This is a genomic window from Hymenobacter caeli (assembly GCF_013294115.1).
Lineage (GTDB): Bacteria > Bacteroidota > Bacteroidia > Cytophagales > Hymenobacteraceae > Hymenobacter > Hymenobacter caeli.
Window position 1 is genome coordinate 19,163 of the sequence record NZ_JABSNP010000029.1, and the last position, 25,286, is coordinate 44,448.

The 25,286-nt window shown below is 65.6% G+C and carries 18 protein-coding genes; 8 read left to right on the top strand and 10 right to left on the bottom strand.

All coding sequences use genetic code 11. The annotated features are described in order from the left end of the window. Nucleotides 1-186 precede the first annotated feature (186 nt). Complete coding sequence (fbaA, locus tag HNP98_RS20325) at nt 187-1,272, bottom strand: class II fructose-bisphosphate aldolase (RefSeq protein ID WP_173812020.1); 1,086 nt, start codon at nt 1,270-1,272, stop codon at nt 187-189. 248 nt (nt 1,273-1,520) lie between these two features. Between fbaA and HNP98_RS20330 the strand changes: the two genes are divergently transcribed. Next, the gene (locus HNP98_RS20330) at nt 1,521-3,641 is read left to right on the top strand and encodes a molybdopterin oxidoreductase family protein (RefSeq protein WP_173812021.1); all 2,121 of its coding nucleotides are present in this window, start codon (nt 1,521-1,523) and stop codon (nt 3,639-3,641) included. A gap of 8 nt (nt 3,642-3,649) precedes the next feature. Here HNP98_RS20330 and HNP98_RS20335 read toward each other — a convergent pair whose 3' ends face one another. The 3 genes from HNP98_RS20335 to HNP98_RS20345 all read right to left on the bottom strand — a co-directional run bounded on the left by HNP98_RS20335 (nt 3,650) and on the right by HNP98_RS20345 (nt 7,278). Then, nucleotides 3,650-5,194, bottom strand: a complete 1,545-nt coding sequence (locus HNP98_RS20335) for a S41 family peptidase (protein WP_173812022.1) — start codon at nt 5,192-5,194, stop codon at nt 3,650-3,652. 65 nt (nt 5,195-5,259) lie between these two features. Continuing rightward, nucleotides 5,260-6,405: a cytochrome-c peroxidase gene (locus tag HNP98_RS20340; RefSeq protein ID WP_173812023.1), complete on the bottom strand. Its 1,146-nt coding sequence runs from the start codon at nt 6,403-6,405 to the stop codon at nt 5,260-5,262. 99 nt (nt 6,406-6,504) lie between these two features. After that, nucleotides 6,505-7,278 (bottom strand): MbnP family protein, encoded by a 774-nt coding sequence (locus tag HNP98_RS20345; RefSeq protein ID WP_173812024.1) that lies wholly within the window; start codon nt 7,276-7,278, stop codon nt 6,505-6,507. Between the two features lie 558 nt (nt 7,279-7,836). Here HNP98_RS20345 and HNP98_RS20350 point away from each other — a divergent pair. The 4 genes from HNP98_RS20350 to HNP98_RS20365 all read left to right on the top strand — a co-directional run bounded on the left by HNP98_RS20350 (nt 7,837) and on the right by HNP98_RS20365 (nt 14,885). After that, nucleotides 7,837-11,178 (top strand): efflux RND transporter permease subunit, encoded by a 3,342-nt coding sequence (locus HNP98_RS20350; protein ID WP_173812025.1) that lies wholly within the window; start codon nt 7,837-7,839, stop codon nt 11,176-11,178. 181 nt (nt 11,179-11,359) lie between these two features. Then, on the top strand, nt 11,360-12,550 hold the full coding sequence (locus HNP98_RS20355) for an efflux RND transporter periplasmic adaptor subunit (protein ID WP_173812026.1): 1,191 nt from the start codon (nt 11,360-11,362) through the stop codon (nt 12,548-12,550). Nucleotides 12,551-12,871: 321 nt separating this feature from the next. Then, nucleotides 12,872-14,410 (top strand): TolC family protein, encoded by a 1,539-nt coding sequence (locus tag HNP98_RS20360; RefSeq protein WP_173812027.1) that lies wholly within the window; start codon nt 12,872-12,874, stop codon nt 14,408-14,410. A 145-nt stretch (nt 14,411-14,555) separates the two neighbouring features. Continuing rightward, the gene (locus tag HNP98_RS20365) at nt 14,556-14,885 is read left to right on the top strand and encodes a DoxX family protein (RefSeq protein ID WP_217425856.1); all 330 of its coding nucleotides are present in this window, start codon (nt 14,556-14,558) and stop codon (nt 14,883-14,885) included. A 72-nt stretch (nt 14,886-14,957) separates the two neighbouring features. Here HNP98_RS20365 and HNP98_RS20370 read toward each other — a convergent pair whose 3' ends face one another. After that, a complete protein-coding gene (locus tag HNP98_RS20370) occupies nt 14,958-17,114 on the bottom strand; it encodes a T9SS type A sorting domain-containing protein (RefSeq protein WP_173812028.1) in 2,157 nt (718 codons plus the stop codon). Nucleotides 17,115-17,599: 485 nt separating this feature from the next. Here HNP98_RS20370 and HNP98_RS20375 point away from each other — a divergent pair, with 485 nt between their 5' ends. Continuing rightward, a complete protein-coding gene (locus HNP98_RS20375) occupies nt 17,600-19,375 on the top strand; it encodes an ABC transporter ATP-binding protein (protein ID WP_173812029.1) in 1,776 nt (591 codons plus the stop codon). A 56-nt stretch (nt 19,376-19,431) separates the two neighbouring features. Here the strand turns inward: HNP98_RS20375 and HNP98_RS20380 are convergent, their stop codons facing one another. Next, nucleotides 19,432-20,256, bottom strand: a complete 825-nt coding sequence (locus HNP98_RS20380; protein ID WP_173812030.1) for a polyphosphate kinase 2 family protein — start codon at nt 20,254-20,256, stop codon at nt 19,432-19,434. 195 nt (nt 20,257-20,451) lie between these two features. Between HNP98_RS20380 and HNP98_RS20385 the strand changes: the two genes are divergently transcribed. Together HNP98_RS20385 and mutM are read left to right on the top strand one after the other, a co-directional pair. After that, entirely contained in the window at nt 20,452-21,390 is a 939-nt protein-coding gene (locus HNP98_RS20385; RefSeq protein ID WP_173812031.1) for a M48 family metalloprotease, read from the top strand. Between the two features lie 85 nt (nt 21,391-21,475). Continuing rightward, nucleotides 21,476-22,366 carry a DNA-formamidopyrimidine glycosylase gene (gene mutM, locus HNP98_RS20390; protein WP_173812032.1) on the top strand — a complete coding sequence of 297 codons (891 nt, stop codon included), beginning with the start codon at nt 21,476-21,478 and terminating at the stop codon, nt 22,364-22,366. A gap of 318 nt (nt 22,367-22,684) precedes the next feature. Here mutM and HNP98_RS20395 read toward each other — a convergent pair whose 3' ends face one another. The 4 genes from HNP98_RS20395 to HNP98_RS22515 form a co-directional block, all read right to left on the bottom strand. Next, nucleotides 22,685-22,903 (bottom strand): hypothetical protein, encoded by a 219-nt coding sequence (locus HNP98_RS20395; protein WP_173812033.1) that lies wholly within the window; start codon nt 22,901-22,903, stop codon nt 22,685-22,687. Nucleotides 22,904-23,034: 131 nt separating this feature from the next. After that, nucleotides 23,035-24,441 (bottom strand): radical SAM protein, encoded by a 1,407-nt coding sequence (locus HNP98_RS20400; RefSeq protein WP_173812034.1) that lies wholly within the window; start codon nt 24,439-24,441, stop codon nt 23,035-23,037. Nucleotides 24,442-24,454: 13 nt separating this feature from the next. Further along, the gene (locus HNP98_RS20405) at nt 24,455-24,961 is read right to left on the bottom strand and encodes a hypothetical protein (RefSeq protein WP_173812035.1); all 507 of its coding nucleotides are present in this window, start codon (nt 24,959-24,961) and stop codon (nt 24,455-24,457) included. A gap of 47 nt (nt 24,962-25,008) precedes the next feature. Beyond that, complete coding sequence (locus tag HNP98_RS22515; protein WP_173812038.1) at nt 25,009-25,209, bottom strand: PIN domain-containing protein; 201 nt, start codon at nt 25,207-25,209, stop codon at nt 25,009-25,011. Between the last annotated feature and the right edge of the window lie 77 nt (nt 25,210-25,286).

Sequence of the window (25,286 nt, forward strand, 5' to 3'; positions counted from 1 at the left end):
CTATATTAAAAGAACGTCATGCTGAGCTTGCCGAAGCATCTCTCCCGCTTACTAAACAAAAGAATTAGTAAGCGGGAGAGATGCTTCGGCAAGCTCAGCATGACGTTCTTTTAGCCCGGCTTCGCTGCCGCAACCTGCTAACCTAAAAAATCAGCGAAATCACGGTTAATCAGCGAAAATCAGCGATTAGCCGCGGCGGTTCACGGCGTTCAAATCTTCAAAGGCCTGCTTGAGGCGCGTGACGAAGGTTTTCTCGCCTTCGCGCAGCCACACGCGGGGGTCGTAGTACTTCTTGTTGGGCGCGTCGGGCCCGCCGGGGTTGCCCATCTGGCCTTGCAAATAGGCCTCGTTTTTCACGTAGTAGTTGCGGATGCCTTCCCACAGCGCCCACTGCAAGTCGGTGTCGATGTTCATCTTGATGGCCCCGTAGCTGATGGCCTCGCGGATTTCCGCCTGGCTCGAGCCCGAACCGCCGTGGAACACGAAATCAATAGGCAGCGCCGCCTCAATGCCGTGCTTCTCGCGCAGGAACTCCTGCGAGTTGTGCAGGATTTTGGGCTCCAGCTTCACGTTGCCGGGCTTGTACACGCCGTGCACGTTGCCAAACGCCGCCGCAATGGTGAAGCGCGGGCTGATTTTGCTCAGCTCCTCGTAGGCGTAGGCCACCTCCGAAGGCTGGGTGTAGAGCTTACTCGAATCGACGTCGGAGTTGTCCACGCCGTCTTCCTCGCCGCCGGTCACGCCCAGCTCAATTTCCAGCGTCATGCCCATTTTGGCCATGCGCGCCAGGTACTTGGCGCAAATCTCAATGTTCTCCTCAATGGGCTCTTCCGACAAGTCGAGCATGTGCGAGCTGTACAGCGGCTGGCCGTACTGCGCGAAATGCTTCTCGCCGGCGTCGAGCAGGCCATCGATCCAGGGCAATAGTTTCTTGGCGGCGTGGTCGGTGTGCAGCACCACCGGCACGTCGTAGAGTGCGGCCATGGCGTGCACGTGCTGGGCCCCCGAAATGCCGCCGGCAATGCTGGCCTGCTGCTTGTCGTTGGGCACCGCTTTGCCAGCGAAGAACTGGGCCCCGCCGTTCGAGAACTGAATCATGACGGGCGAGTTCAGGTCGCGGGCTGCTTCGAGCACGCCGTTCACGGTGTCGGTGCCGGTCACGTTCACGGCGGGCAGGGCGTAGCCCTCGGCCTTGGCGCGTTGGAACAGCTGTTGCACTTCGTCGCCGTGCAGCACGCCGGCGCGCAGGCGCTCGGTAGTTAGGGTTGGCATGGGGAGAGATTGGGGCTGAATGAGGCGGCAATTTATGGGACCCAGGGGGTTTCGCCGCCACCGGGCCCGGCCGGGGCCCCAGCCAGGGAGCCGTGTCAGCGCGAAATAGGCTCTTTTTACTTAGTGGCACTGACAAAATATTATGTTGCTGGGCCTCGCGGTTCTGGTTGGTGAAACCGGGCTAATTCCCCCGTGCCGCACCAAAAAGCCTTACCTTTTCGGCCCCATTCCTACCCGCTTGCCCCAGCATGGACGTTCAGACCCACTACCGCGCCTGCAACCTGTGCGAGGCCATTTGCGGCCTCGAAATCAAGCACCAGCACGGGCGCGTGCTCAGCATTGCCGGCGACCGCCAGGACCCGTTCAGCCGGGGCCACATCTGCCCAAAAGCCGTTGGGCTGCAAGATATTTACGAGGACCCCAACCGCCTACGCCGGCCCCTGAAGCGCACCGCCGCCGGCTGGGCGGAAATCGGCTGGGAGCAGGCCCTCGACGAGGTGGCCGCCCGCTTGCGCGCCGTGCGCGCCCAACACGGGCCCCACGCCACGGCCTGGTACGCGGGCAACCCGAGCGTGCACAACTCGGGCACCCAGCTGGCGGCCCCGGGCTTTTTGCGGGCCCTGGGCTCGCGCAGCTTGTTTTCGGCTTCGTCGGTCGACCAGCTGCCGCACCACTTCGCGGCCTGGCAGCTCTTCGGCCACCCGCTGCTGCTGCCCGTGCCCGACCTCGACCGCACCGACCACTGGCTGATCCTGGGCGGCAACCCGCTGGTGTCCAACGGCAGCCTGATGACGGCCCCCGACGTGGCCACCCGCCTCCGGGCCATCCAGGCGCGCGGCGGCAAGGTGGTGGTCGTGGACCCGCGCCGCACCGAAACCGCCGCCCGCGCCGACGCCCACCACTTTATCCGGCCCGGCACCGACGTGTTTTTGCTGCTGGCGATGGCGCAGGTGCTGTTCGCCGACGACTTGGTGCACCTGGGCCGCCTCGCCGATTTCACCGACGGCCTGGGGGCCCTGGCGGCCGCCGTGGCCGGGTTCACGCCGGAGCGCGTGGCGGCCACCACCGGGCTGGAGGCGGCCACAATTCGGCAGCTGGCGCGCGAGCTGGCCGCGGCCGAGCGGGGCGTGTGCTACGGCCGGGTGGGCGTGTCGGTGCAGGAGTTCGGGGGCCTGTGCCTGTGGCTGGTGAGCGTGCTCAACATCCTCACCGGCCGCCTCGACGCGCCGGGCGGGGCCATGTTCGCCACCCCGGCCCTCGACGTGCTGGGCAAGCCCCAGGCCTACGACCGCCACGACCGGTTTCGGAGCCGGGTGCGCGGCGCGGCCGAGTTCATGGGCGAGCTGCCGGTGGCCTGCCTGGCCGAGGAGATGCTCACGCCGGGCCCCGGCCAGCTGCGGGCCCTGGTGACGAGCTGCGGCAACCCCGTGCTGAGCACGCCCAACGGCCGCCAGCTCGACGCGGCCCTGGCCGGCCTGGAGTTCATGGTGAGCGTCGACATCTACCTCAACGAAACCACCCGCCACGCCCACTACATCCTGCCGCCCGCCACGGGCCTCGAAACGGCCCACTACGACGTGGCGTTCCACGCCCTGGCCATCCGCAACACGGCCCGCTACTCGGAGCCGCTCTTTGCCAAGGGCGACGGGGCGCGCTACGACTGGGAGATATTCGAGGGCCTGCGCCAGCGCCTGGGCCCCGACGCCCCCGCCGGCCCGGCCGCGGCCCCCGTGCCCGAAAACCCCGAAGCCAAAATCGACCTGGGCCTGCGCTACGGGGCCTACGGCCAGCAGGGCCTTTCGCTGGACGCCCTGCGCGCCGCGCCCCACGGCGTGGACCTGGGGCCCCTGCAACCGCGGCTGCCGCAGGCGCTGCGCACCGCCGGCCAGCGCATCGACCTGGCCCCGCCCCTCTTCCTGGCCGACCTCGGCCGGGCCCGGGGGGCCCTGGCCGCGCCACCCGCCCTCGCCGCCGGCCAGCTGCTGCTGGTGGGCCGCCGCGAGCTGCGCAGCAACAACTCGTGGATGCACAACGCGCCGCGCCTCGTCAAGGGCCGCAACCGCTGCACCCTGCACCTGCACCCCGCCGATGCCGCCGCCCGCCACCTCGCCGAAGGCCAGCTGGTGCGCGTGCGCTCCCGGGTGGGCACCGTGGAGCTACCCGTGGAGCTGACGGAGAACATGATGCCCGGCGTGGCCAGTATGCCCCACGGCTACGACCACCAGCGCCCCGGCACCCGCCTCGACGTGGCCGCCCGGCACCCCGGGCCCAGCCTCAACGACCTCACCGACGAGACACGCCTCGACGCCCTCACCGGCAACGCGGCGCTATCGGGGGTGCCGGTGTGGGTGGAAAGCGCCGGGGCGTAGCGCAAACGTTACCGGGCACCGGCCGCCTTGGCCGCCAGCAGCCACAGCGCGCAGGCCCGCTGCGGGTCGCGGTTGGCCAGGAAATCGGCGCGGGACTGTGCCACCAGGTAGTCGGGCAGCACGCCCCGCCCGAACGGCTGGCGGGCGCGGCGCGGCACGTCCTGCTGCAAGTCCACCCAGTAAAAGCTGGTGCGGATGCCGGTGTTGGGCAGGGTATATTCCAGCTCGCCGTGGCCGGTGTGGCCGTAGTAGCCGCCCATTGTTTCCTCGCCGATGACCACGGCGGCGGTGCGGCCGCGCACCATGGCCGCGAACATGGAGCCGGCCGAGGCCACGCGCGGGCTGATGAGCAGGTACAAACGGCCCCGGAATCGGTTCGCGCGCGGCTGAAAAACCGGGTTGCTCTGGGCGGTTTGGTGCGGCTGGCCGTCGGGGCCCACGGCGAAGTCGGTGCGCAGCTCGTCCTCTTTTTCCCGCACGGCCGCGGCGCGCTCGGCGGTGTCTTTTTCGAAGCTGAGGTACCGGCGGTACGGCACCCGCCGGAAGCCGACGGTAGAGCCCTTGTTTTCCCGGAACGGCGCGGGGGCCAGGTAAGAAAAGGTGAGCATGTCGTTGTTGTCGTCGCCCCCGCCGTTGGCCCGCACGTCCACCAGCAGGTCGGTGATGGCCGGCGAGCGGCGCAGCAGCCCGAAGCACGAGTCCAGGAAGGCTTCGTACCGCTTGTGCCCCGCCGTGCCCTCCTCGCCGATGTCGAACGTGTTGACCGTCAGCACTGCCGCCGGCCGGCCGGGCAGCAGCCGGAACGTGTACTTCCGGGGGGCACCGGCAAAAAACGCGTTGTCGAAAGGTTTGGAATGCCGGGTGTCGAAGGCCTGCTGGTAGGCCCGGTACGGCACGGCCGGCAGCGTACGCGTCAGGGTGTCCGGGCCGGTTGGCAACGTGTAGCGCACCGCGAAGGCGGCCGCCGGGCCGTATTCCAGCCGGTAGTATTCGGGGAAATTGGCCGCCAGGCCCACCGTTTTGCCGGTGGTGTTCAGCCCGTCGGTGGTGTAGTAGCGGCCCAGCTCGCGCACCAGCCGCCGGGCCGGAATGCCGTTGATGCTGGCAATAGCGGCTCCCAGCGGCACGGGGGCCCGCGCCGCGTTCAGCACCAGCTGGCCCGCGATGAGCTTCACCGGATAAGGAAAAAACGCGGGAGCGGCCCGCATTTCGGCGCGCACGGCAGCGGGCAGGAACGTGTCGTTGTGCAGGCTGCCTTCAAAATCCGTGACGCGCACCACCAGCCGGTACACGTCGGTCACGGTCATGCTGTCCGTGGCCTGGGCGCGGGCGGCGGCAAAGGCGCTGTCCATCTGGGCCCGGGTGCGGTACTTGTAAATGCCGGCGTGGGCCGCTTCCTTGACGCGCTGGAACAAGGTTAAGTCGGCCAGCACCTGCGCTCGGGGCACCACGCGGGCCAGGGCCGGATGTTGGGCCGTCGGTTGCGGCTGGCACGCGGCCAACCACACCAGGCCGAGCCCCACGCCGCCGCGCCGCCACCAGAAAAGCGTCATAAAGAATCGCCAATGACTATTCTACGCTGCGGCCCGCCCGTTCGGGCCCCGGCCAGGGACCGCCGCTAATCCGTGGGCCGGCCGAAGCGCGGGTCCTGAATGAAGGTGGAGTCGGTCAAAGTCTTCAGAAACAGCACGATTTGTTTCTTCTCCGCGTCGGTCAGGTCCAGGGGTTGGCCGGGGCCCAGGGGGCTGTTGGTGCCGTTGAGGATGTTGGCGTCGAGGTTGGGGCTGCCGAAGGCGATGTGCTCGTTGTAGTGGGCCAGCACGTCGTCGAGGGTGGCGAAGCGGCCGTCGTGCATGTAGGGGGCCGTGAGGGCGATGTTGCGCAGCGAGGGAATTCGAAACTTGCCCTGGTCGGCGGCCAGGCCCGTGGCGGTGGCGCGGCCCAGGTCGGTGAAGGCGGCGTCGAGGCCGTTGTTGACGAAGGTGTGGTTGGTTTGCAGGTCGCCGGCGTGGCAGTCGGCGCAGTTGCCGCCGCGCAGCGGCGGGCTGGGGTGGGTAATGAACAGCTGCAAGCCATTCACCTCGTCGGCCGAGAGCGCGGCGCGGTTGCCGCGCCGGTACTGGTCGTAGTGCGAATTGCCCGACACCAGCGTGCGCACGAACTGCGCCAGGGCCTTCAGCAGGTTGTCTTCCGTAACGGGCCCTGCCCCGAAGGCCTTGGCAAACAAGGCCGGGTAGCGGGGCTGCGCCTGGAGCTTGGCCACGCTGGCGGCCAGCGTTTGGTGCATCTCGATGGCGTTGGTGAGGGGCGTGCGGGCCTGCGCTTCCAGGCCCGCGGCGGTGCCGTCCCAGGTCAGCAGCGGGTCCCAGAGCAGGTTGCTCAGCGACATGGCGCTGCGCGGGTGCTGGGCCCCGTTCACGCCCACGGCGTGGGCCAGCCCGTCGGTGAAGGCCAGCTCCTGGCGGTGGCACGAGGCGCAGGCCACGGTGTTGTCCACCGAGAGCGTCTTTTCATAAAACAAGTGCCGACCCAGGTCCACGCCTTCCACCGTCAGCGGGTTGTCGGTGGGCAGCAGGGGGTTGGCCGGGAAGTTGCTCGGCAGCACCAGCGCGTAAGCCGTGGGCGCGGCCACGCCCGGCGCGGGCGCGGGGGGCGGGTCGGTGCCGCCGCCGTCGTGGCTACAGGCGGCCACGATTATCCCCGCCAGGCCGGCCGCCACCAGCCAGCGCCCCCGGCGCAGCCACTGCGAAGACAATTGCTTCATGGGCGTGGAAATTAAATTAATCAAGAATTAAAAATCGGGCCGAAAAGCATGTTGCGCAGCACTCATCTTTAATTCTTCATTCCTAATTTTTTAATTGATTTAATTGGCGTCAACGCGGCTCACGGTGAACATGCCGGCGGCGTAGTTATCGGCCACGGTGGGGGCGTTGGCCCCGCCCATCACGTCGGACATTTTGCTGAAATCAACGTTTTTGCTGGCGGTGGCGGCGTTGTCGAACAGGGCTTGCACGTTGGCTTGCACGTGGAGGGCGGGCGCGTGGCCGGCCGCCACCACCAACGGGGTAGTGAAGGTGATGGTGCGTTGGGTGCCGTTGTCGCCGATGTGGAAGCGCAGGCCGCCCTCGGCGGCCGCGGCGGCGTGGGGGGCCTGGGGCGAGGTGCCCTCCATTTTTAGGAACACGTAGCCGGCGGTCCAGTCCCAGTACAGGTCGTTGTTGGGGTCGAGGGCCCCGGTTTGGGCCCCCGCTGTGTTGCGCAGCGGGTCCACGCCCACCACGAAGCTCAGGCCGGTGTAGGCGGCCAGCGGCACGTTGGGCACCACTAGGTGGGCGGTGGCCGGCTGGGCGGCGTCCACGAGGTAGTAGCTCTCGGGCGCGGCGTACACGGTGCCGTCGGCCCGGGTCAGCTTCACGTTCGACACCAGGTACTTGAACTTGGTCACTTTGAAGGTTTGGCCGTCGGCCTTCGCGTAGCTGGTGCCGTCGAAGGCCAGGGGCGCGGTGCCCACCACGGCGGCCATTTCGAGCGACACGCTGCCCGTGTCGGCCCCGGCGGCCTCGTCTTTTTTGCAGCCGCTGGCGGCCAGCGCGGCCAGCGGCCCCAGCAGGGCCCAGGCCCGAAAGTAGCGTTTCATGGACGTAAGTACCATCGGGTTGGGTAATGAATGGATGAACAAAAACGCGGCGGGCCGGGCCCCGGCCCCAGTGCCCGGCTCAACCGATTCCGGGGCGACAAAGTGCTCGTCGGCACTTGCTGATTTTTGGTGGGTGACAACGCCCGCCGCCCGCTTTCAAATATACCGCGCCAAAAATTTGAAGCCGCCCCCCCCCCGGACTAGTCCGGGGGGCCCGCGGGGCGCACGCGCCCCGGGCCGGCCGGCCGAAAACTTCCCCCGGTGGTTAGTTGGCGGCCGAAGGCCGGACCCGCCGCCCCGGCCAATCCTGAGTATAAACTGAGTTTAAAAGTCCCGCCGTAAGTAAAATAAATCGACCCTTGCGCAATGAATGCCGCATGAAGCAGGTCCCTCCGCCGCCGCTATTAACCTTTTTTCGGGCCCTTAGGAGCTTTTATGCGGCTCTGGCCCGCAACCGCCCTCTGCCGGCGGCCGTCGTTGGGCGCAACCTTTTGCCGCAAGGGGCGGTTGAAACGCGCTGGTGGCGAAGACATTTTTTATGACCAGGCACTTGATATTATGTGGATAGTTAGGCTGGCGCTGGCGCGCCCTTACACGTTCGTGGTCATGGCGCTGCTCATCCTGGTGGGGGGCGTGCTGACCATCAAAACGATGGCGGTGGATATTTTCCCTGACATTCCGATTCCGGTGGTGGGCGTTGTCTGGGGCTACGCCGGCATCTCGCCCGAGGAGATGAACCAGCGCATCGTGGTGCCCAACGAGCGGGCGTTTACGACCACCGTCAGCAACATCGAGCACATCGAGAGCCAGAGCCTCAAGGGCGTCGGGCTAATCAAGGTGTTCTTCCAGCCTGGCACCAACCCCGATGCCGGCGTGGCCCAGCTCACGGCCATCACCCAGACGCTGCTGCGCGTGCTGCCCCCGGGCATCACCCCGCCGCTCATCATCCGCTACTCGGCCTCCAACGTGCCCATCGCCCAGACCTCGCTCAGCAGCGAGACGCTCGGCGAGTCGGACCTCTACGACGCGGCCAACGCCTTCATCCGGCCGGGCCTGGCCGTGGTGCAGGGGGCCTCGGTGCTGCTGCCCAACGGCGGCAAGCCCAAGCAAATCATGGTGGACCTCGACCCCGACAAGCTGGCCGGCCGGGGCCTGAGCGGCGACGACGTGGTGACCGCCATCACGACCCAGAACCTGATCATTCCGGCCGGCTCGGCCAAAATCGGCACCCGCGAATACGACGTCAAGCTCAACTCCAGCCCCGAGGCCGTGGCCAGCCTCAACGACTTGCCCGTGAAGGTGGTGAACGGCACCACGGTGTACGTCCGCGACGTGGCCTTTGTGCACGAGGGCGCGGCCGTGCAAACCAACATCGTGCGCCAGAACGGCCGCCGCACGGCCATCATCCCCATCCTCAAAAGCGGGGCGGCGAGCACGCTGGCCATCATCGACAAAATCAAGGCGACGCTGCCCAACATCCAGGCCAACGCGCCCCCCGGCCTGAACATCAAGCTCTTGTTCGACCAGTCGTTTTTCGTGCGGGCCAGCATCAAGGGTGTCGTCATTGAGGCCTGCATCGCGGCGGCCCTCACCGGCCTGATGATTCTGCTATTCCTGGGCTCGTGGCGCTCCACGCTCATCATCGCCACCAGCATCCCGCTGAGCATCCTGGTGAGCATCGTCATCATGAACATCCTGGGCCAGACGCTCAACATCATGACGCTCGGGGGCCTCTCGCTGGCCGTGGGCATCCTAGTGGACGACGCGACGGTGGAAATTGAGAACATCCACCGCAACATGGGCATGAAAAAGCTGCTCAAGCGGGCCATTTTGGACGGGGCCCAGCAGATTGCCACGCCGGCCCTGGTGGCCACGTTGGCCATTTGCATCGTGTTCGTGCCGGTGTTTTTCCTGGGCGGGGTGGCCTCGGCCATCTTCGCGCCGCTGGCCACGGCCGTGATTTTTGCCATGCTGGCCTCCTACGTCCTCAGCCGGACGCTGGTGCCCACGCTGGTGATGTTCCTGCTGCGCAACGAGTTGCCCATTTACCACGCTCAGGAGGAGGCTGACCTGCCCAGCGCCCACCTGCGCGGCGGCCAGCCCGTGAGCCAGGCCGAACGCGACCTGGAGCACATCCGCCGCGAGCAGTTTGAGAAGGCCCACCCCAGCGGCACGCCCGAGGAGGAAGCCGAAAATGAGATTACCGACGCCGAGCGGGAAAAGGGCAAGGGCATTCAGGACAGCTACGTGTGGCGCATCCACACCGCTTTTGAGCACCACTTCGAGAAGTTCCGGGCCGGCTACGGGGACGCGCTGAGCTGGGCCCTGGCCAACCGGCCCAAGGTGATTACCGCCTTCGCGGTGCTGTTCGTCGGCTCGCTGGGCCTGTTCCCGCTCATTGGCCAGAACTTCTTCCCGACCGTGGACGCCGGGCAGCTGCGCCTGCACGTGCGGGTGCCCACCGGCACGCGGGTGGAGGACACGGAAGTGCGCTTCAAGCAGGTGGAAAAGGTCATCAAGGAAGTCGTTCCGGCCAGGGAACTGGACCTCATCCTCGACAACATCGGCCTGCCGGTGGTGGCCATCAACCTGCTGCTCAGCGACAACCCCACCACCGGAGCCGGCGACGGCGAGATTCTGGTGAGCATGAAGGAGGACCACGGCCCCACGGGCGACTACATCAACGAAATCCGCCGCCGCCTGCGCAAAGAGCAGCCCGACCTGGTGTTTTTCTTCCAGCCGGCCGACATCGTAAACCAGACGCTGAACTTCGGCCTGCCGGCCCCCATTGACATCCAGGTGATTGGGCGCAATACCGCGGCCAACCAGCGCATTGCGGGCGAGATAAACGCCAAGATTCACCAGATTCCGGGCGTGGTCGACAACTTCATTTACCAGACCACGGACCAGCCGCAGTTGCGGGTGGACATTGACCGAGTGCGGGCCCAGCAGGCCGGCCTGCTCCAGCGCGACATTGCCAATAACGTGCTCGTGAGCCTGAGCAGCAGCACCCAGACCAGCCCCAACCAGTGGCTGAACCCGGTGACCGGCGTGAGCTACGCCGTGGCCGTGCAGACCCCGCCCCGCGACGTGGCCACGCTCGACCAGCTGGGGGCCATCGGCGTGACGGGCCCCGGCCAGCCCGAGGCCCAGCTGCTGAGCAACTTCGCCACCGTGCGGCGCACCTCCACCGCGGCCGTGGCGTCGGACTACAACATCCAGCGCACCGTGGACGTGTACGCCGGGGTGAGCGGCCGCGACCTGGGCGGCGTGGCCACCGACGTGCGCCGGGTGATGGACGACGCGCGCAAGCACCTGCCCAAGGGCACCACGCTGGCCCTGCGCGGCCAGGCCGACTCCATGCGCACCTCGTTCGTGGGCCTCGGGCTGGGCCTGGCCGGGGCCATCGTGCTGGTGTACCTGCTGATGGTCATCAACTTCCAGAGCTGGCTCGACCCGCTCATCATCATCACGGCCCTGCCGGGGGCCCTGGCCGGCATCCTCTGGATGCTGTTCGTGACGCACACCACCCTAAGCGTGCCGGCCCTGATGGGGGCCATTATGTGCATCGGGGTGGCCACGGCCAATAGCATTCTGCTGGTGACGTTTGCCAACGAGCGACGGGAGGAAGAGCCCGACCTGCTGCCACTCGACGCGGCCCTGGACGCCGGTTTCACCCGCCTGCGCCCGGTGCTGATGACGGCCCTGGCCATGGTTATCGGCCTGCTGCCCATGTCGTTGGGCCTGGGTGAGGGCGGCGAGCAAAACGCGCCCCTGGGCCGCGCCGTAATCGGCGGGCTAATTCTGGCCACGGTCACGACGCTGTTCTTCGTGCCGATTATGTTCTCGTATTTGAAAAAGCCCACGCCAGTGGCAGAGCCGGGCATGAAGGCGGCGTAATTATTTCGGGGAGCGCCTCACCCCCCGGCCCCCTCTCCGAGAAGGAGAGGGGGTGCGTTCAACGATTTAAATTATCCCATTTATATAATCGTCCGTCTCCCCCTCTCCTTTTCGGAGAGGGGGCCGGGGGGTGAGGCGCTCCTAGAGCTGCCGCGCCCAGCCAAGATACAAAACCCCCAAAATGTCTGACAACAAATCCTCCGGCCGGTTCTGGCTGGTTATCATCGTGGCCCTGGTCGTATTTGCCGGCTTATTTTTGGTGGGCTACCTGCCCCGCCGCCGCCAGGACAAGGCCCGCGACCAAGAGGCCCACCAAAACAACACCGCCGCGCCCATCGTGACCGTGGTGCCCGCCAAAGCGGCCCCCGACACCACCACCCTCACCCTGCCCGCCGATGCGCAGTCGCGGCGCGCCACGTTCCTCTTCGCCCAAGCCGCCGGCTACGTGAAGGCCTGGCACGCCGACATTGGCCAGCACGTGAAGGCCGGTCAGCTGCTGGCCGAAATCACCACCCCCGAGCTGGACCAGCAGCTGGCCCAGGCCCGGGCCAACCTGGGCCTGGCCCGCGTCAGCTACGACCGTTTGGCCGGGGTGAAGCTGGCCGGGGCCATTTCGCGGCAGGAGCTGGATGCGGCCCGGGCCCAGTTCGCGGCCCAGCAGGCGGCCGTGCAGGGCGTGCTGGCGCAGCAGGCGTTCCGGCGCGTGGTGGCCCCGTTCAGCGGCATCGTCACGCAGCGCAACGTGGAGGTGGGGGCCCTAGTGAGCACCAGCAACGCCCCGGGCTCGCAGCTGTTTAAGCTGGAGCAAACCGACGTGTTGCGCGCTTTCGTGCAAGTGCCGCAAAACTTCTCGCCCTCTATCAAAAACGGGTTGAAAGCTGATTTCCTGGTGCCGGAGTTTCCGGGCCGCTCGTTTGCCGGGCGCGTGGTGCGCAACGCCGGGGCCCTGAACACGGACACCCGCACGCTGCTCACGGAGGTGCAGGTGCCCAACTCAACCGGGAAGCTGCGGCCGGGCAGCTACGCCCAGGTGCGCTTTCACCTGCCGCGCACGGCCCCCAGCATCATCATCCCGGCCAACGCCCTGGTGCCCGGCGGCACCGACAGCCGCGTGGCCGTGGTGGCCGACAAAAAGATTCACTACGCCCCCGTCACCACGGGCCGCGACTTCGGGGCCCAATTGGAGGTGACGCAGGGCCTGAAGGGCGGCGAGCTGCTGGTATTGAACCCGTTGGAAACGCTAACGGAGGGCGAAACCGTGACCACCCGCCCCTTCAAAGCGCCCCCCAAGCCGCCCGGCCCGGCCCCCGCCAAGCCCCGCCCCAACGACCCCGACGCCCCCCGCGTGTCGTCGCCGCTGACAGTGAATTAGGGCCTTGGGGGAAACCTCACGAGACCCTTGCAGGGCTGGGCAGGGGGTAGAGTTGATACGTTTAGTCGTCGCCCTCGAAAACCTCACCCCCTAGCCCCCTCTCCAAAAAAGAGGAGGGACTAATTTTTAGCTTTAAAGCTGTAGAAGATAGTTTTTTAGAGCTAGAGCTAGTTCCCCCTCTTTTTTGGAGAGGGGGCTAGGGGGTGAGGTTTTCAAGGGCGATGACCCAACACATCAACTCTGGGGGCCAAAGAACCTTACCCCAAGCGCTTATCAGGCCGCCTCACCGTTGCCCGCATCTTACCAGCAGTTTTGCAATTCATGAAGTACCTGATTATCGTTTTTATTGGCTTGCTGAGCGGCTGCGCGGCCACGCGCTACCGCTACACCCCGCCCGCCGTGCCCGTGCCCAGCGCTTTTAAGAACACGGCCCCTGTGGATTCGCTGGGCCGGGGCCGGGCCGAGGTGCCCGCCCCGGTAACGGACGACAGCACCCGGCGCGAGCTTACCCAGGCGCCCACGCTACCGGCCTGGTGGGCGGTGTTCAACGACACGACCCTGACGCGCCTGGAGGCCCGGGCCGCGGCTCAGAACTTCACAACCCGGGCCGCGGTGGCCCGCATTGCCCAGGCCCGGGCGCAGCTGCGCGTGGCCGAAGCGCAGCGCGCGCCGGTGGTGGCCCTGGCCCCGTCGGTGTACAACACCCGGCTTTCGGCCCTGCGGCCGGTGCAATCGAGCCTGATTCCGGCCGTGGCCGTGCAGCAAAATCAGTTTTACGTGCCGCTGAACGTGAACTACGAGGTGGACCTCTGGGGCCGCCTCCGGCGCGGGGCCCAGGCGGCCCAGGCCACCGAGCAGGCCAGCGAGGCCGATGAGCAGGCCGTGCGCCTGAGCGTATCGGCCGACGCCGCCAACGCCTACTTCAGCCTGCGCGGCCTCGACGCCGACTTGCTGGTGCTCGACAGCGCCCGCCAGGCCCGCCGCTACAACGTGGCCCTCACGCAGGCTCGTTTTAAGGCCGGCGTGGACAACGAGATTGGCTTCCGCCGCGCCCAAACCGAGCTGGCCACCGTGGAGGCCAGCGCCGTGGAGCTGCGCCGCCAGCGCGCCGGACTGGTGGCCTCGCTGGCCACCCTCGTCGGCCGGCCGGCCAGCAGCTTCGCGCTGCCTTCGCTGGCCCCCGACTCGGTGAGCTACCAAAGCGCCCTGCCCGCCGTTAAAGGGGCCCCGGCCGCTCCGCCGGCCCCGCCCGTGCAGCTGCAAGTGCCGCTGCCCGCCATCCCCAACTCGCTGCCCGCCAACCTGCTGGCCCGCCGCCCCGACCTGCGCCGCGCCGAGCGCCAGCTCGCCGCCGCCGACTACCGCGCCGACCAGGCCCGCCTGAACCGCCTGCCCACCCTGCTGCTCAACGGCTTCGTAGGGCCCCAAACCACCAGCCTCGGCGATTTGCCCAAGGTGAGCAACGGCTACACGTACTACGTGGGCGGGGGCCTCAACATCCCGCTTTTTGACGGGGGCCGCCTGCGCGGGGCCGAGCAGCTGGCCCAGGCCCAGGGCCGCGAGTCGGAAGCCACGTACCAGGGCACGGCCCTCACGGCGTTCGAGGAAGTGGAAACCGCCCTGGCCGACGTGCGCGCCGGGGCCGCCCAGCTGGCCGCCCAGCAGCGGGCCCTGCGGGCGGCGCGCCTGGCGGGCCGCCTCACGCTGGAGCGCTACCGCAGCGGTTTGTCCGACTACTTCGCTGTGGTCGATGCAGACCGCCAAACCCTCGACGCTTCCCGCCTGGTGGTGCAAACGCAAACCACCCAGCTGCGGGCCGCCGTGGCCCTGGTTCGGGCCCTGGGCGGCGGCTGGCAGTAAGCAAACCGCCCGGGCCGCCGTGGCCCAACCGCTACCGGCGGCAAGTATGTGCGGAACATGTGGTTACTTGGCTTCCCAACTTCACCCCTAACGCCGCCTTCCCATGTCCGCCTCCGCCCGCAACATCGTCGCCTGGGTTCTGTAAGTGCTGCTCGGCCTTGCCTTCATCGCCTCCGGCGTCCACAAGTTCATGGACCTGCCCGGCACGGTGGGCATGTTCAGCGGCATGGGCCTGCCCGGGGCCCTGGCCTACATCATTGCCTCGGCCGAAGTGCTGGGCGGCATTGGGCTACTGGTGCCGCGCTTTACGTGGCTGGCCGCCGCGGGCCTCGTCATCGTCATGGCGGGCGCGGTGGTAATGCACGCCACCAAAATCCCGGGCGGGCTGGCCAAGGGCGTGCCGGCCATTGTGCTGCTGCTGGTGCTGATTGTGCTGCGCCGGGCGGTGCCCGCCCAGCGCATGAGCAACCTGTAAAAAACGTTGGGGCGGCGGGGCCCCGCGTGGGGGCCCCGCCGCCCCAACGGGCCATGCACCTCTTGCAACCAGCTACTTGCTAAACCGGTACGCGCCGGTGGTGCCGCCGCCGCTCACGGTGAGGAGGTAGAGGCCGGCGGCCGGCAATTGGGCTGTGGGCACTTGCAGCTCCTGCACCGGCTCGGCCAGGTCGCGGCGCTCGTGCCACACCACGCGGCCGGTGCCGTCGAGCACCCGCAGCTCCACGGGGCCCGCCAGGGGCTGGGCGAAGCGCAGGGTTACGGCGGCAGTGGCGGGGTTGGGGTAGAGGGTAGCCACGCCGGGGGTCGTATTCAGCACAGCTTCGACGGGGCTCAGGTGCGCGGTGCCGTTGTAGTCTACCTGCCGCAGGCGGTAGTACGACTGGCCAGCCAGCGGCGCGGGGTCGAGGTAGGCGTAGGCGCGCCGCTGGGCGCTGGTGCCGCTGCCGGGCACCTGGCCCACGGCGGCAAAATCGCGGCCATCGGCGCTGCGCTCCACGGCGAAGTAGGCGCAGTCGCGCTCCGAGGCGGTTTCCCAGCTCACGCGCACCCCGCCCTTTTGCAGGGCCGCCCCGAAGCGGGCCAGCTCCACGGGCAGCGGCTGAACGAGCACGACGGCGCTCACGGCCACGCACCCGCTGCCGTTGTAGGCCACGTTGTAGGCATGGCCCTGGGCCAGCAGCCCCACGGCGTAGGAGTTCACCGTTTTGGTATCGCCCGACAGGGCCCCCGTCGACACGCCCGCGGTGCCCCACTTGTGGGCCCCCGAGGCGCTGTTGTTGCCGATGGGGTTGCGGATGGGCGTGGAGAAGCTGGCGTCCAGGTTGGTGTCGTCGTAGAACAGGTAATCGATGAAGCCGTTGTTGTTGCCTGGCCGCACCGAGCGCACCGTGATGCCGGCGGCGGCGGCCACCTCGCAGTCGTACATCGGGAAGTTGACGGGCCCCACCCCGCTGGAAAACGTCAGGTTGATGGTACCCGCCGGCATCCGGGCACCGGTGTCGGTGGTGCCGTCCCACACGAAGGTGTTGGCCGTGGCCGAAGCCGTGGTTTGGCGTTCCAGCACGCGGTCGGCGGCCGCCTCATAGGTCTGGTTGTTGTTGCCGTCGATGAACACGATGCCGAACCCGGCCTGGTCCATGGCCAGCGTGAAGGTAGTGGTCTGGTTCGGGGCCGTACCCGAGCAGGCGGTGGTGACGGTCGGCGAGTTGGGGGCCGTCGTTGAGGGGTACACGGTGTTGTCCGGGTCGTTCACGAACATCTTGTACTGTGCGTAGCCCAGGCTGGCCCCGCTGGCGGGCTGGCTCTTGCGCCGGGCCTTGTAGTCGCCGGTTACGCTGGTGCCAAACTCGTTGGCCGTCAGCAGCGTGCCGTACGGGCTGATGCGCGAGTAGCTCACCTGCTTCACGAAGAAGTTGGCGTTGTTGAAGTTCGGGTTGGGGATGAGCGGGTAGAGGACGAACGTGGTGGCAAACTGGTTGTTGAAGTCGGCCCCCGTGAACGACCACGCCGACGAGTACAGCCGCCCTTTTTTCTCGCCGCGCCGGGCCACGGTGGCATTCGCGTCGTCGCGCACCGTGAAGTCCCAGCAGTCGTACCACGCCTTGCTTTTAGCCACGGTGCCGGCCGCGTTCACCTGCTCAAACTCGACCCACACCTCCTGCGCGGCGCCGGTGGTGTTTTCGAACACGAGCGGGTTGTAGCCGCCGACGGGGGCCGTGGCCGCGCCGGCCACGTCGGTGTACATGGGCCCCACCGCGGCCTGCTCGGGCGTGGCAATCACGCCCCGGGCCGCCGCCAGGGTGGCGCCGTTGGCGTTGGTGCCGGTGGCCGGCTCGAGGATGGTGGAGGCCCCCAGGGTACCAGTGCCCGCGCCGTACTTCACTTGCAGCCGCAGGCGGCCGTTGGCGTTGCCGGCGTTGATGCGGCGCAGGCCATAGTACAGCTTTTCGCCGGGCTCCAGGTGCACGTAGAGGCGCTCAAGGGTGGCGGCCGTGGCCTCGGGCTTGAGGAAGTTGCCCGAGATGCCGTTGTCGTCGTGCTGCAAGTAGCCGATGTAGTTGTTTACGCCCGCGGCCGTGCCGCGGCTGCCGGTGCCCGGCGTGATGTCCTTCGAGCCCTCCGCCTGGGCCAGCGCCGGCAGCAAGGCCGCCAGCAGCAGCGCCGTTTTGAATGATCGAGCTGGCACCTTATAAGTACAATTTTGCATAAGAAAGAATAGGTAGGGTTGTAGAAGATTAGCTAAACCGACCGGCGAATAAACAACAGAGACAGAACCCGCTCGCGGCAGGCAAAGCTACTACCCAGGCCCTAAACTAAAATCGAAATAGTAATAAATAAAATGCCTTAAGACTATTTCTGCGATTCTATTTCGTAATAGAACACTATTTAAAACTAATCCCGTATCCTGCCTCAAGTCAGCAGCTTATGCTATATTTAAAGCGCTTGCCCCGGGGCACGGCATTCTGAAACACCAGGAACAGTTTTATTAGATTAATTATATTTAAACTTGCTCCCTGAATACGTTGTTGGTAGAGCTCACCCGTGTAGCCCCATCTGAACCATTGACCCGGGCCGCCGCCTTGGGGCCCCGGAGCCCTTGCCCGCATTGTACCTTGCGGGGGCATCCCGCCCCGCCCCGGGGCCCTCACTTTTCACCGTCCGCAAGCCGCTGGGCGACACTGGCCATTCCGAATGCAATTACTTTTTAGCTACCTCCGGCGCTACTGGGGCCTGTTGGCCCTGGCCCTGGCGCTGGCCGCCGTCAACCAGGTTTTCTCGCTGCTCGACCCCTACATTTTCCGCCAGATTGTGGACCGGGTGGTGCCCAAGGCCGGCGCGCCGCACGTGGCGTTTGCCTTCGGGCCGTTTATGCGCCTGGCGGGGCCCCTCATTTTGGCGGCCATGGGCGTGGCCATGGTGTCGCGCATCGCCAAGAACTTCCAGGACTACTACGTCAACGTCATCACCCAGCGGCTGGGGGCCAACTTGTACTCCGACGGCCTGCGCCACTCGCTCGACCTGCCCTACCAGGTGTTCGAGGACCAGCGCTCGGGCGAGACGCTGGGCAAGCTGCAAAAAGTGCGCACCGACGTCGAGAAGCTCATCCAGAGCTTCGTCAACGTGCTGTTCACGGCCCTGGTGGGCATCGTGTTCGTCATCTGGTACGCGGCCAGCGTGTACTGGCCCATCGCGGCCGGGTACTTCCTCACCATTCCGCTGCTGGGCATCCTCAGCTTTGTGCTGAGCAAGCGCATCAAGGTGATTCAGAAGACCATCGTGGCCGAAACCACGGCCCTGGCCGGCTCCACTACCGAAAGCCTGCGCAACATCGAGCTCATCAAAAGCCTCGGCCTGGCCCAGCAGGAAACGCAGCGCCTGAACGGCATCACAGAGAAAATCCTGAAGCTCGAGCTGCGCAAGGTGCGCTACCTGCGCTCGCTCTCGTTCGTGCAGGGCACGTTCGTGAACCTGCTGCGCAACGTGATTCTGCTGATGCTCTTGTTTTTGGTGGTGCAGCAGCGCATCACGCTGGGCGAGTTTTTCTCGTTCTTCATCTACTCGTTCTCCATTTTTGGGCCCCTGCAAGAGCTGGGCAACATCATCGGCACGTACCGCGAAACGGAGGCCTCGCTGGTGAATTTCCAGAAGATTCTCGACACGCCGCGCGACGTGAAGCCCCTGCACCCGGTCGAAATCCACAAGATTGAAACCTTGGCCTTTGAGGACGTGCGCTTCAAGCACCTCACGGCCGACGTGCCGGCCCTCGACGGCATCTCCTTCGGCGTGAAGCTGGGCGAAACCATTGCCTTCGTGGGCCCCAGCGGCTCGGGCAAAACCACGCTCGTGAAGCTGCTCGTGGGCCTCTACCCGCCCCTCACCGGCCGCATCCGCTACAACGGCGTGCCCAGCACAGCGGTGGACCTTGACGAGCTGCGCGAGCAAATCGGTTTCGTCACGCAGGATACCCAGCTCTTCGCCGGCACCATCCGCGAGAACCTGCGCTTCGTGGCCCCCCACGCCACCGACGAAGAATGCCTGAAAGCCCTGCACGAAGCGGCGGCCGACTCGCTGCTGGCCCGCGCCCCCCAGGGCCTCGACACGGTGCTCGGCGAGGGCGGCGTGAAAGTGAGCGGCGGCGAGAAGCAGCGCCTCAGCATCGCCCGGGCCCTGCTGCGCCGCCCCACCCTGCTCGTGTTCGACGAGGCCACCTCGGCCCTGGACTCGCTCACGGAAGAAGAAATCGGCCGCACGGTGCGCGAGCTGTCGGGCTCGCAGCAGCACATCACCGTGCTCATCGCCCACCGCCTCAGCACCGTCCTGCACGCCGACCGCATCTTCGTGCTGGAGCGCGGCCGCGTGGCCGAAGCCGGCCGCCACGACGAGCTGGTGGCCCGCAAGGGCCTGTACTACGCCATGTGGCGCCAGCAGATTGGCGAGCGCAAGGAGGCGCTGAGCGTGACCGGGTAAGCGGTACCACTGGCGGGCCGTCGTGCTTTGTCGCGCCCAGCAGGGCGGCCCGCTGGCTACTTGATTACCTGGGCCTTCACGTCAAAGTCGGCCGCGGGCGGCTCGGGGTGCATTTCTTCCAGCGTGGCCACCACGATTTCGGCAATGGCCAGGTCGCGGCTCCACTTGTGGTTGGCGGGCACGGCAAACCACGGTGCCTCGGGCGAGGAGCAGTGGCGCAGGGCGTCTTCGTACACGTCCTGGTAATCGCCCCAGCGAGCGCGCTCTTTTAGGTCGCCGGGCTCGAATTTCCAGCGCTTGTCCGGGTCGTCGAGGCGGGCCTGGAGGCGCTCGGCCTGCTCTTTCTTGGAGATGTGCAGGAAGAACTTGAGGATGACCGTGCCGTTGCGCACCAGCAGCTGCTCGAAGTTGTTGATGGCCTCGAAGCGCTGGTGGGCCTTTTTTTTATCGACCAGGCCGTGCACGCGCGTCACCAGCACGTCCTCGTAGTGCGAGCGGTTGAACACGCCGATGTGGCCCTGCTCCGGGGTTTGGGCGTGGATGCGCCACAGAAAATCGTGGGCCAGCTCCTTGGGCGTGGGCGCTTTGAAGGCCGCTACCTGCACGCCCGCCGGGTTCACGCCCGCGAGCAGGTTGCCGATGGCCCCGTCCTTGCCCCCCGTGTCCATCGCCTGGAACACCAGCAGCAGGCTGCGCCGGTGCTCTGCGTACAGCTTTTCCTGGAGTTCGGCCAGGCGCTGGCGCAGCGCCGCCACGCGGGGCCCGGCCGCGTCCTTGTCCACGTATTTATCGGCAAACGGGCCGTTGGCGTCGGGGTCCACGTCGGCCAGCCGGAAATCCTTGCCTTTGACGAAAATAGCGGGGGTTTTGGGATACTTCATGGGGTCTATTACGGAAATGTTACCCGCACCGCCGCGTCCCGGGTTCTCCTGCCAGAAAATAAACGAAAAGCCCCTCGGTTTGCGTTAGCGCAGTGGGCCCCGGGGCCCGGCCGGCCGGCCGGCAGCGCCGGGCATTTTCGGCCCAGCATTTGCCCCGTTGCAGGCGCTTATCCTTTGGTTTTCTCTCTTTCCGCCATGACGCTTCTTCCCCGTTTTTTTCGTCGCGCGGCCCTGGGGCTGCTGGCGGCGACGCTGCCCCTGTCCGGCCCGGCGCGGGCCCAGGCGGCGGCCCCCGCCCCCACCGGCATCATCCGCGAAATCACCGACGTGGTGGGCCTGCAGCCGCGCTTCGAGCTGCGGGCCACCGCGGAAGTAGCCAACGCCGCCGCCGTGGTGTACGGCGGCAAGCGCTACCTGCTCTACAACCCCGCCTTCCTGGCCGAAGTGAACCGCGCCGGCCGCACCGACTGGGCCGGTATCAGCATCCTGGCCCACGAAATGGGCCACCACCTCAACGGCCACACCCTGCGCGCCGGCGGCTCCAACCCCGCCGACGAGCTGGAAGCCGACGAGTTTTCGGGCTTCGTGCTGCGCAAGCTCGGGGCCAGCCTGGCGCAGGCCCAGGCCGCCCTGGCGGCCGTGGCCGACGAAGAGGGTTCGGAAACCCACCCCGGCCGGGCCCCGCGCCTGGCGGCCATCGGCAAGGGCTGGGCCCGCGCCGAAACCCAGATTGCCGCCAGCCGCACCGCCGCCGACCCGTCGGCCGCGCCCGTGGCCCTGGCCCTGGCCGCCCCGCGCCCGGCCCCCGCCCGCTCGACTGAAAGCGAAGGCAATGCCGACGAAGCCGCTGAAGAAACGGCGGCCCCCGCCACGCCGGTGCGCCTGGTGGGCCAGCTCACCTTCCGCAACGACCCCAGCCAGCGCTACTACCTCACCACCGGCCTGAACGTGGTGCGCGCGGGCCCCGACGACACCACCGAAGTGGTGGGCCGCCTCACCCGAACCGACAGCCCCGATTTTCCCTACGTACTGGTGGACGGCCAGCAGCGCCGCCTGTTCATCACCGCCGGCGGCGACGTGTACAACCAGCAGGGCCAGCGCGTGGCCAAGCTGCACGGCCCCTCCCAAGAATAATAGGCAAAGGGCCAGCAGACCCTCGTTTCAGACAATGCGGTGCCTTCCCTGTTCATTGCTCATTGTTAATTGTCGATTGAAATAGATGCCCGAACTACCCGAAGTCGAAACCTACCGCCGCTTCATCGACGAAGTGGCCGTGGGCCAGACCATTACCGGCCTCGCCGTGAACGACGCCCACGTGCTGGCCCTGCCCGAAGCCGAGCTGCGGGCCGGCCTGCTGGGCCGCACCATCACCGGCACCCGCCGTCTGGGCAAAAACTGCTTCCTGGAGCTGGACAACGGCCGCGTGCTGGCCCTGCACTTCGGCATGACCGGCGACATCGGGGCCTACCGCGACGCCCCCGACGCCCCGCGCTTCACCCGCGTGGCCTGGCACCTGAGCGACTCGGGCCTGACGCTGGCCTTCATCGACCCGCGCAAGTTCGGCCGCATCCGCCTGGCCGACAGCGTGGCCGCCTACCAGCAAGCCAAGAAAATCGGCCCCGACGCGCTGCAAATCACCGCCGCCGAGCTGCACCAGAAACTCAGCCGCCGCCGGGTGTTCGTCAAGCCGCTGCTGCTCGACCAGGGCCTCACCGCCGGCCTCGGCAACTGGATTGTGGACGAGGTGCTGTTCCAGGCCAAAATTCACCCCGAGCGCATTGGCAGCTCACTGAGCGAAAAGGAAGCGGGGGCCCTGCACGCCGCCATTCAACTCGTGTTAACCACCGCCATCAACCACGAAGCCAACTACCGGCTGTTTCCCAAGTCCTTCCTCATCCACGCCCGCGAATGGGACGAATCGGCCACGCCGGGCTCTGATGCCCACACCTTTTGCCCGCGCCACCCCAAAACCAAGATCGAGAAAACCTACGTGGGCGGCCGCGCCACCTATACTTGCCCCAAGTGCCAGCCGGCGCCTGCGGGGCTATTACCCGATGATGGTCGTAAGCATGAAGCTGCACGCCCCAAAACCAATAAGCAGCACCAGTAGCGCGCTCAAGAAATAGGGAGCCGGTTGCTTATCCCAGTGTCTGAGCCCCAAAAGGGCGTTTACTACCACTTGCACACCATACATACCAGCAAACAATAGTGCACTGCTACCCTGCGTGCTACGTGCCATAGAACCTAAGAGCACAGCGGCAGCTAATACGCCTAACAGATTATTGCGTAGAATGTGGTTAGTAGAATCAGGCCGGTTGGGTTCATATTCCGGTAATCTAGGATCAGCGCCAGGATTTAGCATGGATGCAATAAAAGATAATTTTTACCGTCGCGGTATTCATTCAGGGCCCCGCAACACCTGCATTAATTAATGCATACTGCCCAAGCCCGACAGCATCAGGCCGCAAATACCCAGGCCGATTATAAACACCAGCAGCGCCGACAGCAAGAACGCCGCTACCCAGTTTAATTTACCGGACATGGCCATTAGAAGCGCCGCAATGCCGTTGATTACGGCCAGCCCCACCACGGCCCCAAAAATCACCACCGGCTCGCCCTGCGACAGCACCGCCACGAGCAGCAACAAGCCTAAATTAACGGCTATTGGCCACGTTTTGGACGATTTTCCATTAGGCGCTGGGGGTTGGGGCTCGGTCATTGGGCGGGTTTGCGCTGGGTTGATTAATTAAATTCCGGCGATAACTCCCGGGCGCAGCATCAGACAATACCCGTGCGCTCGGCCCGCAATTCTTCCAGCCGCGCCAGCTTCTCAGGGTCGCGGTAGAAGATGTTCATGGTCTCAAACGGGATAATTTTCAGGTCCTTGCTCACGATGTGCACGCAGGATTTCTTCACGGCCCGCACGTCGAAATTCCAGGCGTCCATGAATTGCAGAATAATTATCCGGAACAAATTATCGTAGCCCAGATTGGGGGCCGATACCTGGGGCAGGCAGCACAGCAGCTGGTTGATTTCGGGCACCACCGCATCCACGGTGTTGGCCGTGCTGAACAGCTTGAGCATGTGCTGGCGCAGGCGCGGGTCGCGCTCGTACACGATGGTGTTGCCGCCGTTGGTGAGCAGGTCGGCGGGGTCCACGTAGCGGGTGAGGGGGATGACTTCGCCGTCGATTTTCAGAGCGTAGGCCATGGCCAGTGCGTCGGGGTTGCAGGGCACGGGCAGCAGGTCGGCGGCCGTGAATACCGGGCTTTGGGCGATGATGCCCTGACGCACTTCGGTGAGCGAAAACGAGTCGGTCTCGGGATTAAAATTGTCGAGCCGGCCGGCGGCCTGGGTGGGCTGAAACGTGACGCCGCGGATGCAGCGCTGCTTCAGGGCGAAGTCGATGATGTCGCCCATCTCGTCGTCGTTCAGGCCCTTTTGCAGCGTCACGACCAGCGTGGTGCTCAGGTTGTATTTATTTAAATTGGCCAGGGCCTGCTGGCGCACCTCGCGCAGGTCGCGCCCGCGCATGGCCAGCAGCACGTGCTCGCGGAACGAGTCGAACTGCAGGTACACCTCGAAGGCCCCCGAATAGGTAGCCAGCCGCGCCACGAAAGCCTCGTCTTTGGCCAGGCGCACGCCGTTGGTATTCACCATCAAGTGCTTGATGGGCTTGCGCTTGCACATGTCCAAAATCTCCCAGAACTGCGGGTGCAGCGTGGGCTCGCCGCCCGAGATTTGCACCACGTCGGGCTCGCCCTCGTTGGCCACCACCAGGTCCACCATGGCCTCCACCTCCTCCAGGGTGCGGTGCCGGCCGTGGGTGGGGCTCGATTCGGCGTAGCACGTGGGGCAGGTGAGGTTGCAGCGGTCGGTTATCTCAATCACCGTCAGGCAGCTGTGCTGCTCGTGGTCGGTGCAGAGGCCGCAGTCGTAGGGGCAGCCGTAGTGCGTGGGCGTACCGAAGCGCAGCGGCGTTTCGCTGGGCTTCACGTAGTTGCGGATACTCTTGTAGTACTCCACATCGGTGGCAATCCGCACCTTCTGCCGCCCGTGCTCCGGGCACCGCTTGAGCATGTACACGTTCCCGTCTTCGAAGACGATTTTGGCCTCGATGCGCCGCAAGCACTGCGGGCAGAGGCTGATGGTGAAATCGTAGTAGGTGTAGGGACGTTCGGGCATGAGTAGGAGCAGTTTATTTGACAGTCGGAGCCAGTATCTGATAAGAATTATTGTGGAAGATTAGGGGGATATCCTCGCTCCAATACATTATCAAAGTTCCTTTTTTTATCTTTTCATCAGTTTTATTAAAGTCAGTCAAGTCCAGCATATCAGACAGTTCAGTAAAGGCAAACTTCACTTTGGCAGAAACAATACCTTTCGCCTCTCTTTCAAACGATTTTCTAGCAGCAAGAAAACCATGGAATATCATCTGCTGCGACGCAAGCAGTGTAATTTCCTCCGGAATATTTTTATCGCACCCTGCGCTCCATAAATACCAATCTTCTGTGTCGGTAGACCAAGAAGTTTGCCAAGAGCAATTGTATACGAAAAACCGTCGGCTATTTTGTGTATTGTTTTTTACAGACAGTTTAATTGCATAGCCGTCTACACCATAGTTACACTGATAAGGACCTACACCTATAACTTCCGCCGTCACAGTCAAGGCTGGTTGCGGTTGGCTTTGGGCGACCAGTTGCATGAAAAGCAGGAAACTGGCTAGCAGAAAGCATCTCATGGCAGGACGAATTATAATTGTAGTAATTCACGAAACGCCTCTGTATCCACCACCGCCACCTTCGGAAACTCAATATGCTGAAGCGGTAGGAAGTCGCGGTCGTGGCTGACGATGCACACGGCATTGGCGGCAATGGCGCAATCCACGAATTTATTATCGTCGGGGTCGTTCAGGAGGCTGAAACGGTAGGTAGGACTAGGAAGTGTTAACAGTAGGAGTTATGTTTGAGCATGGACTATTTACTGACGGACGCGCAGTGGGCGCGGATTGCGCCGCTGTTGCCGGGCCG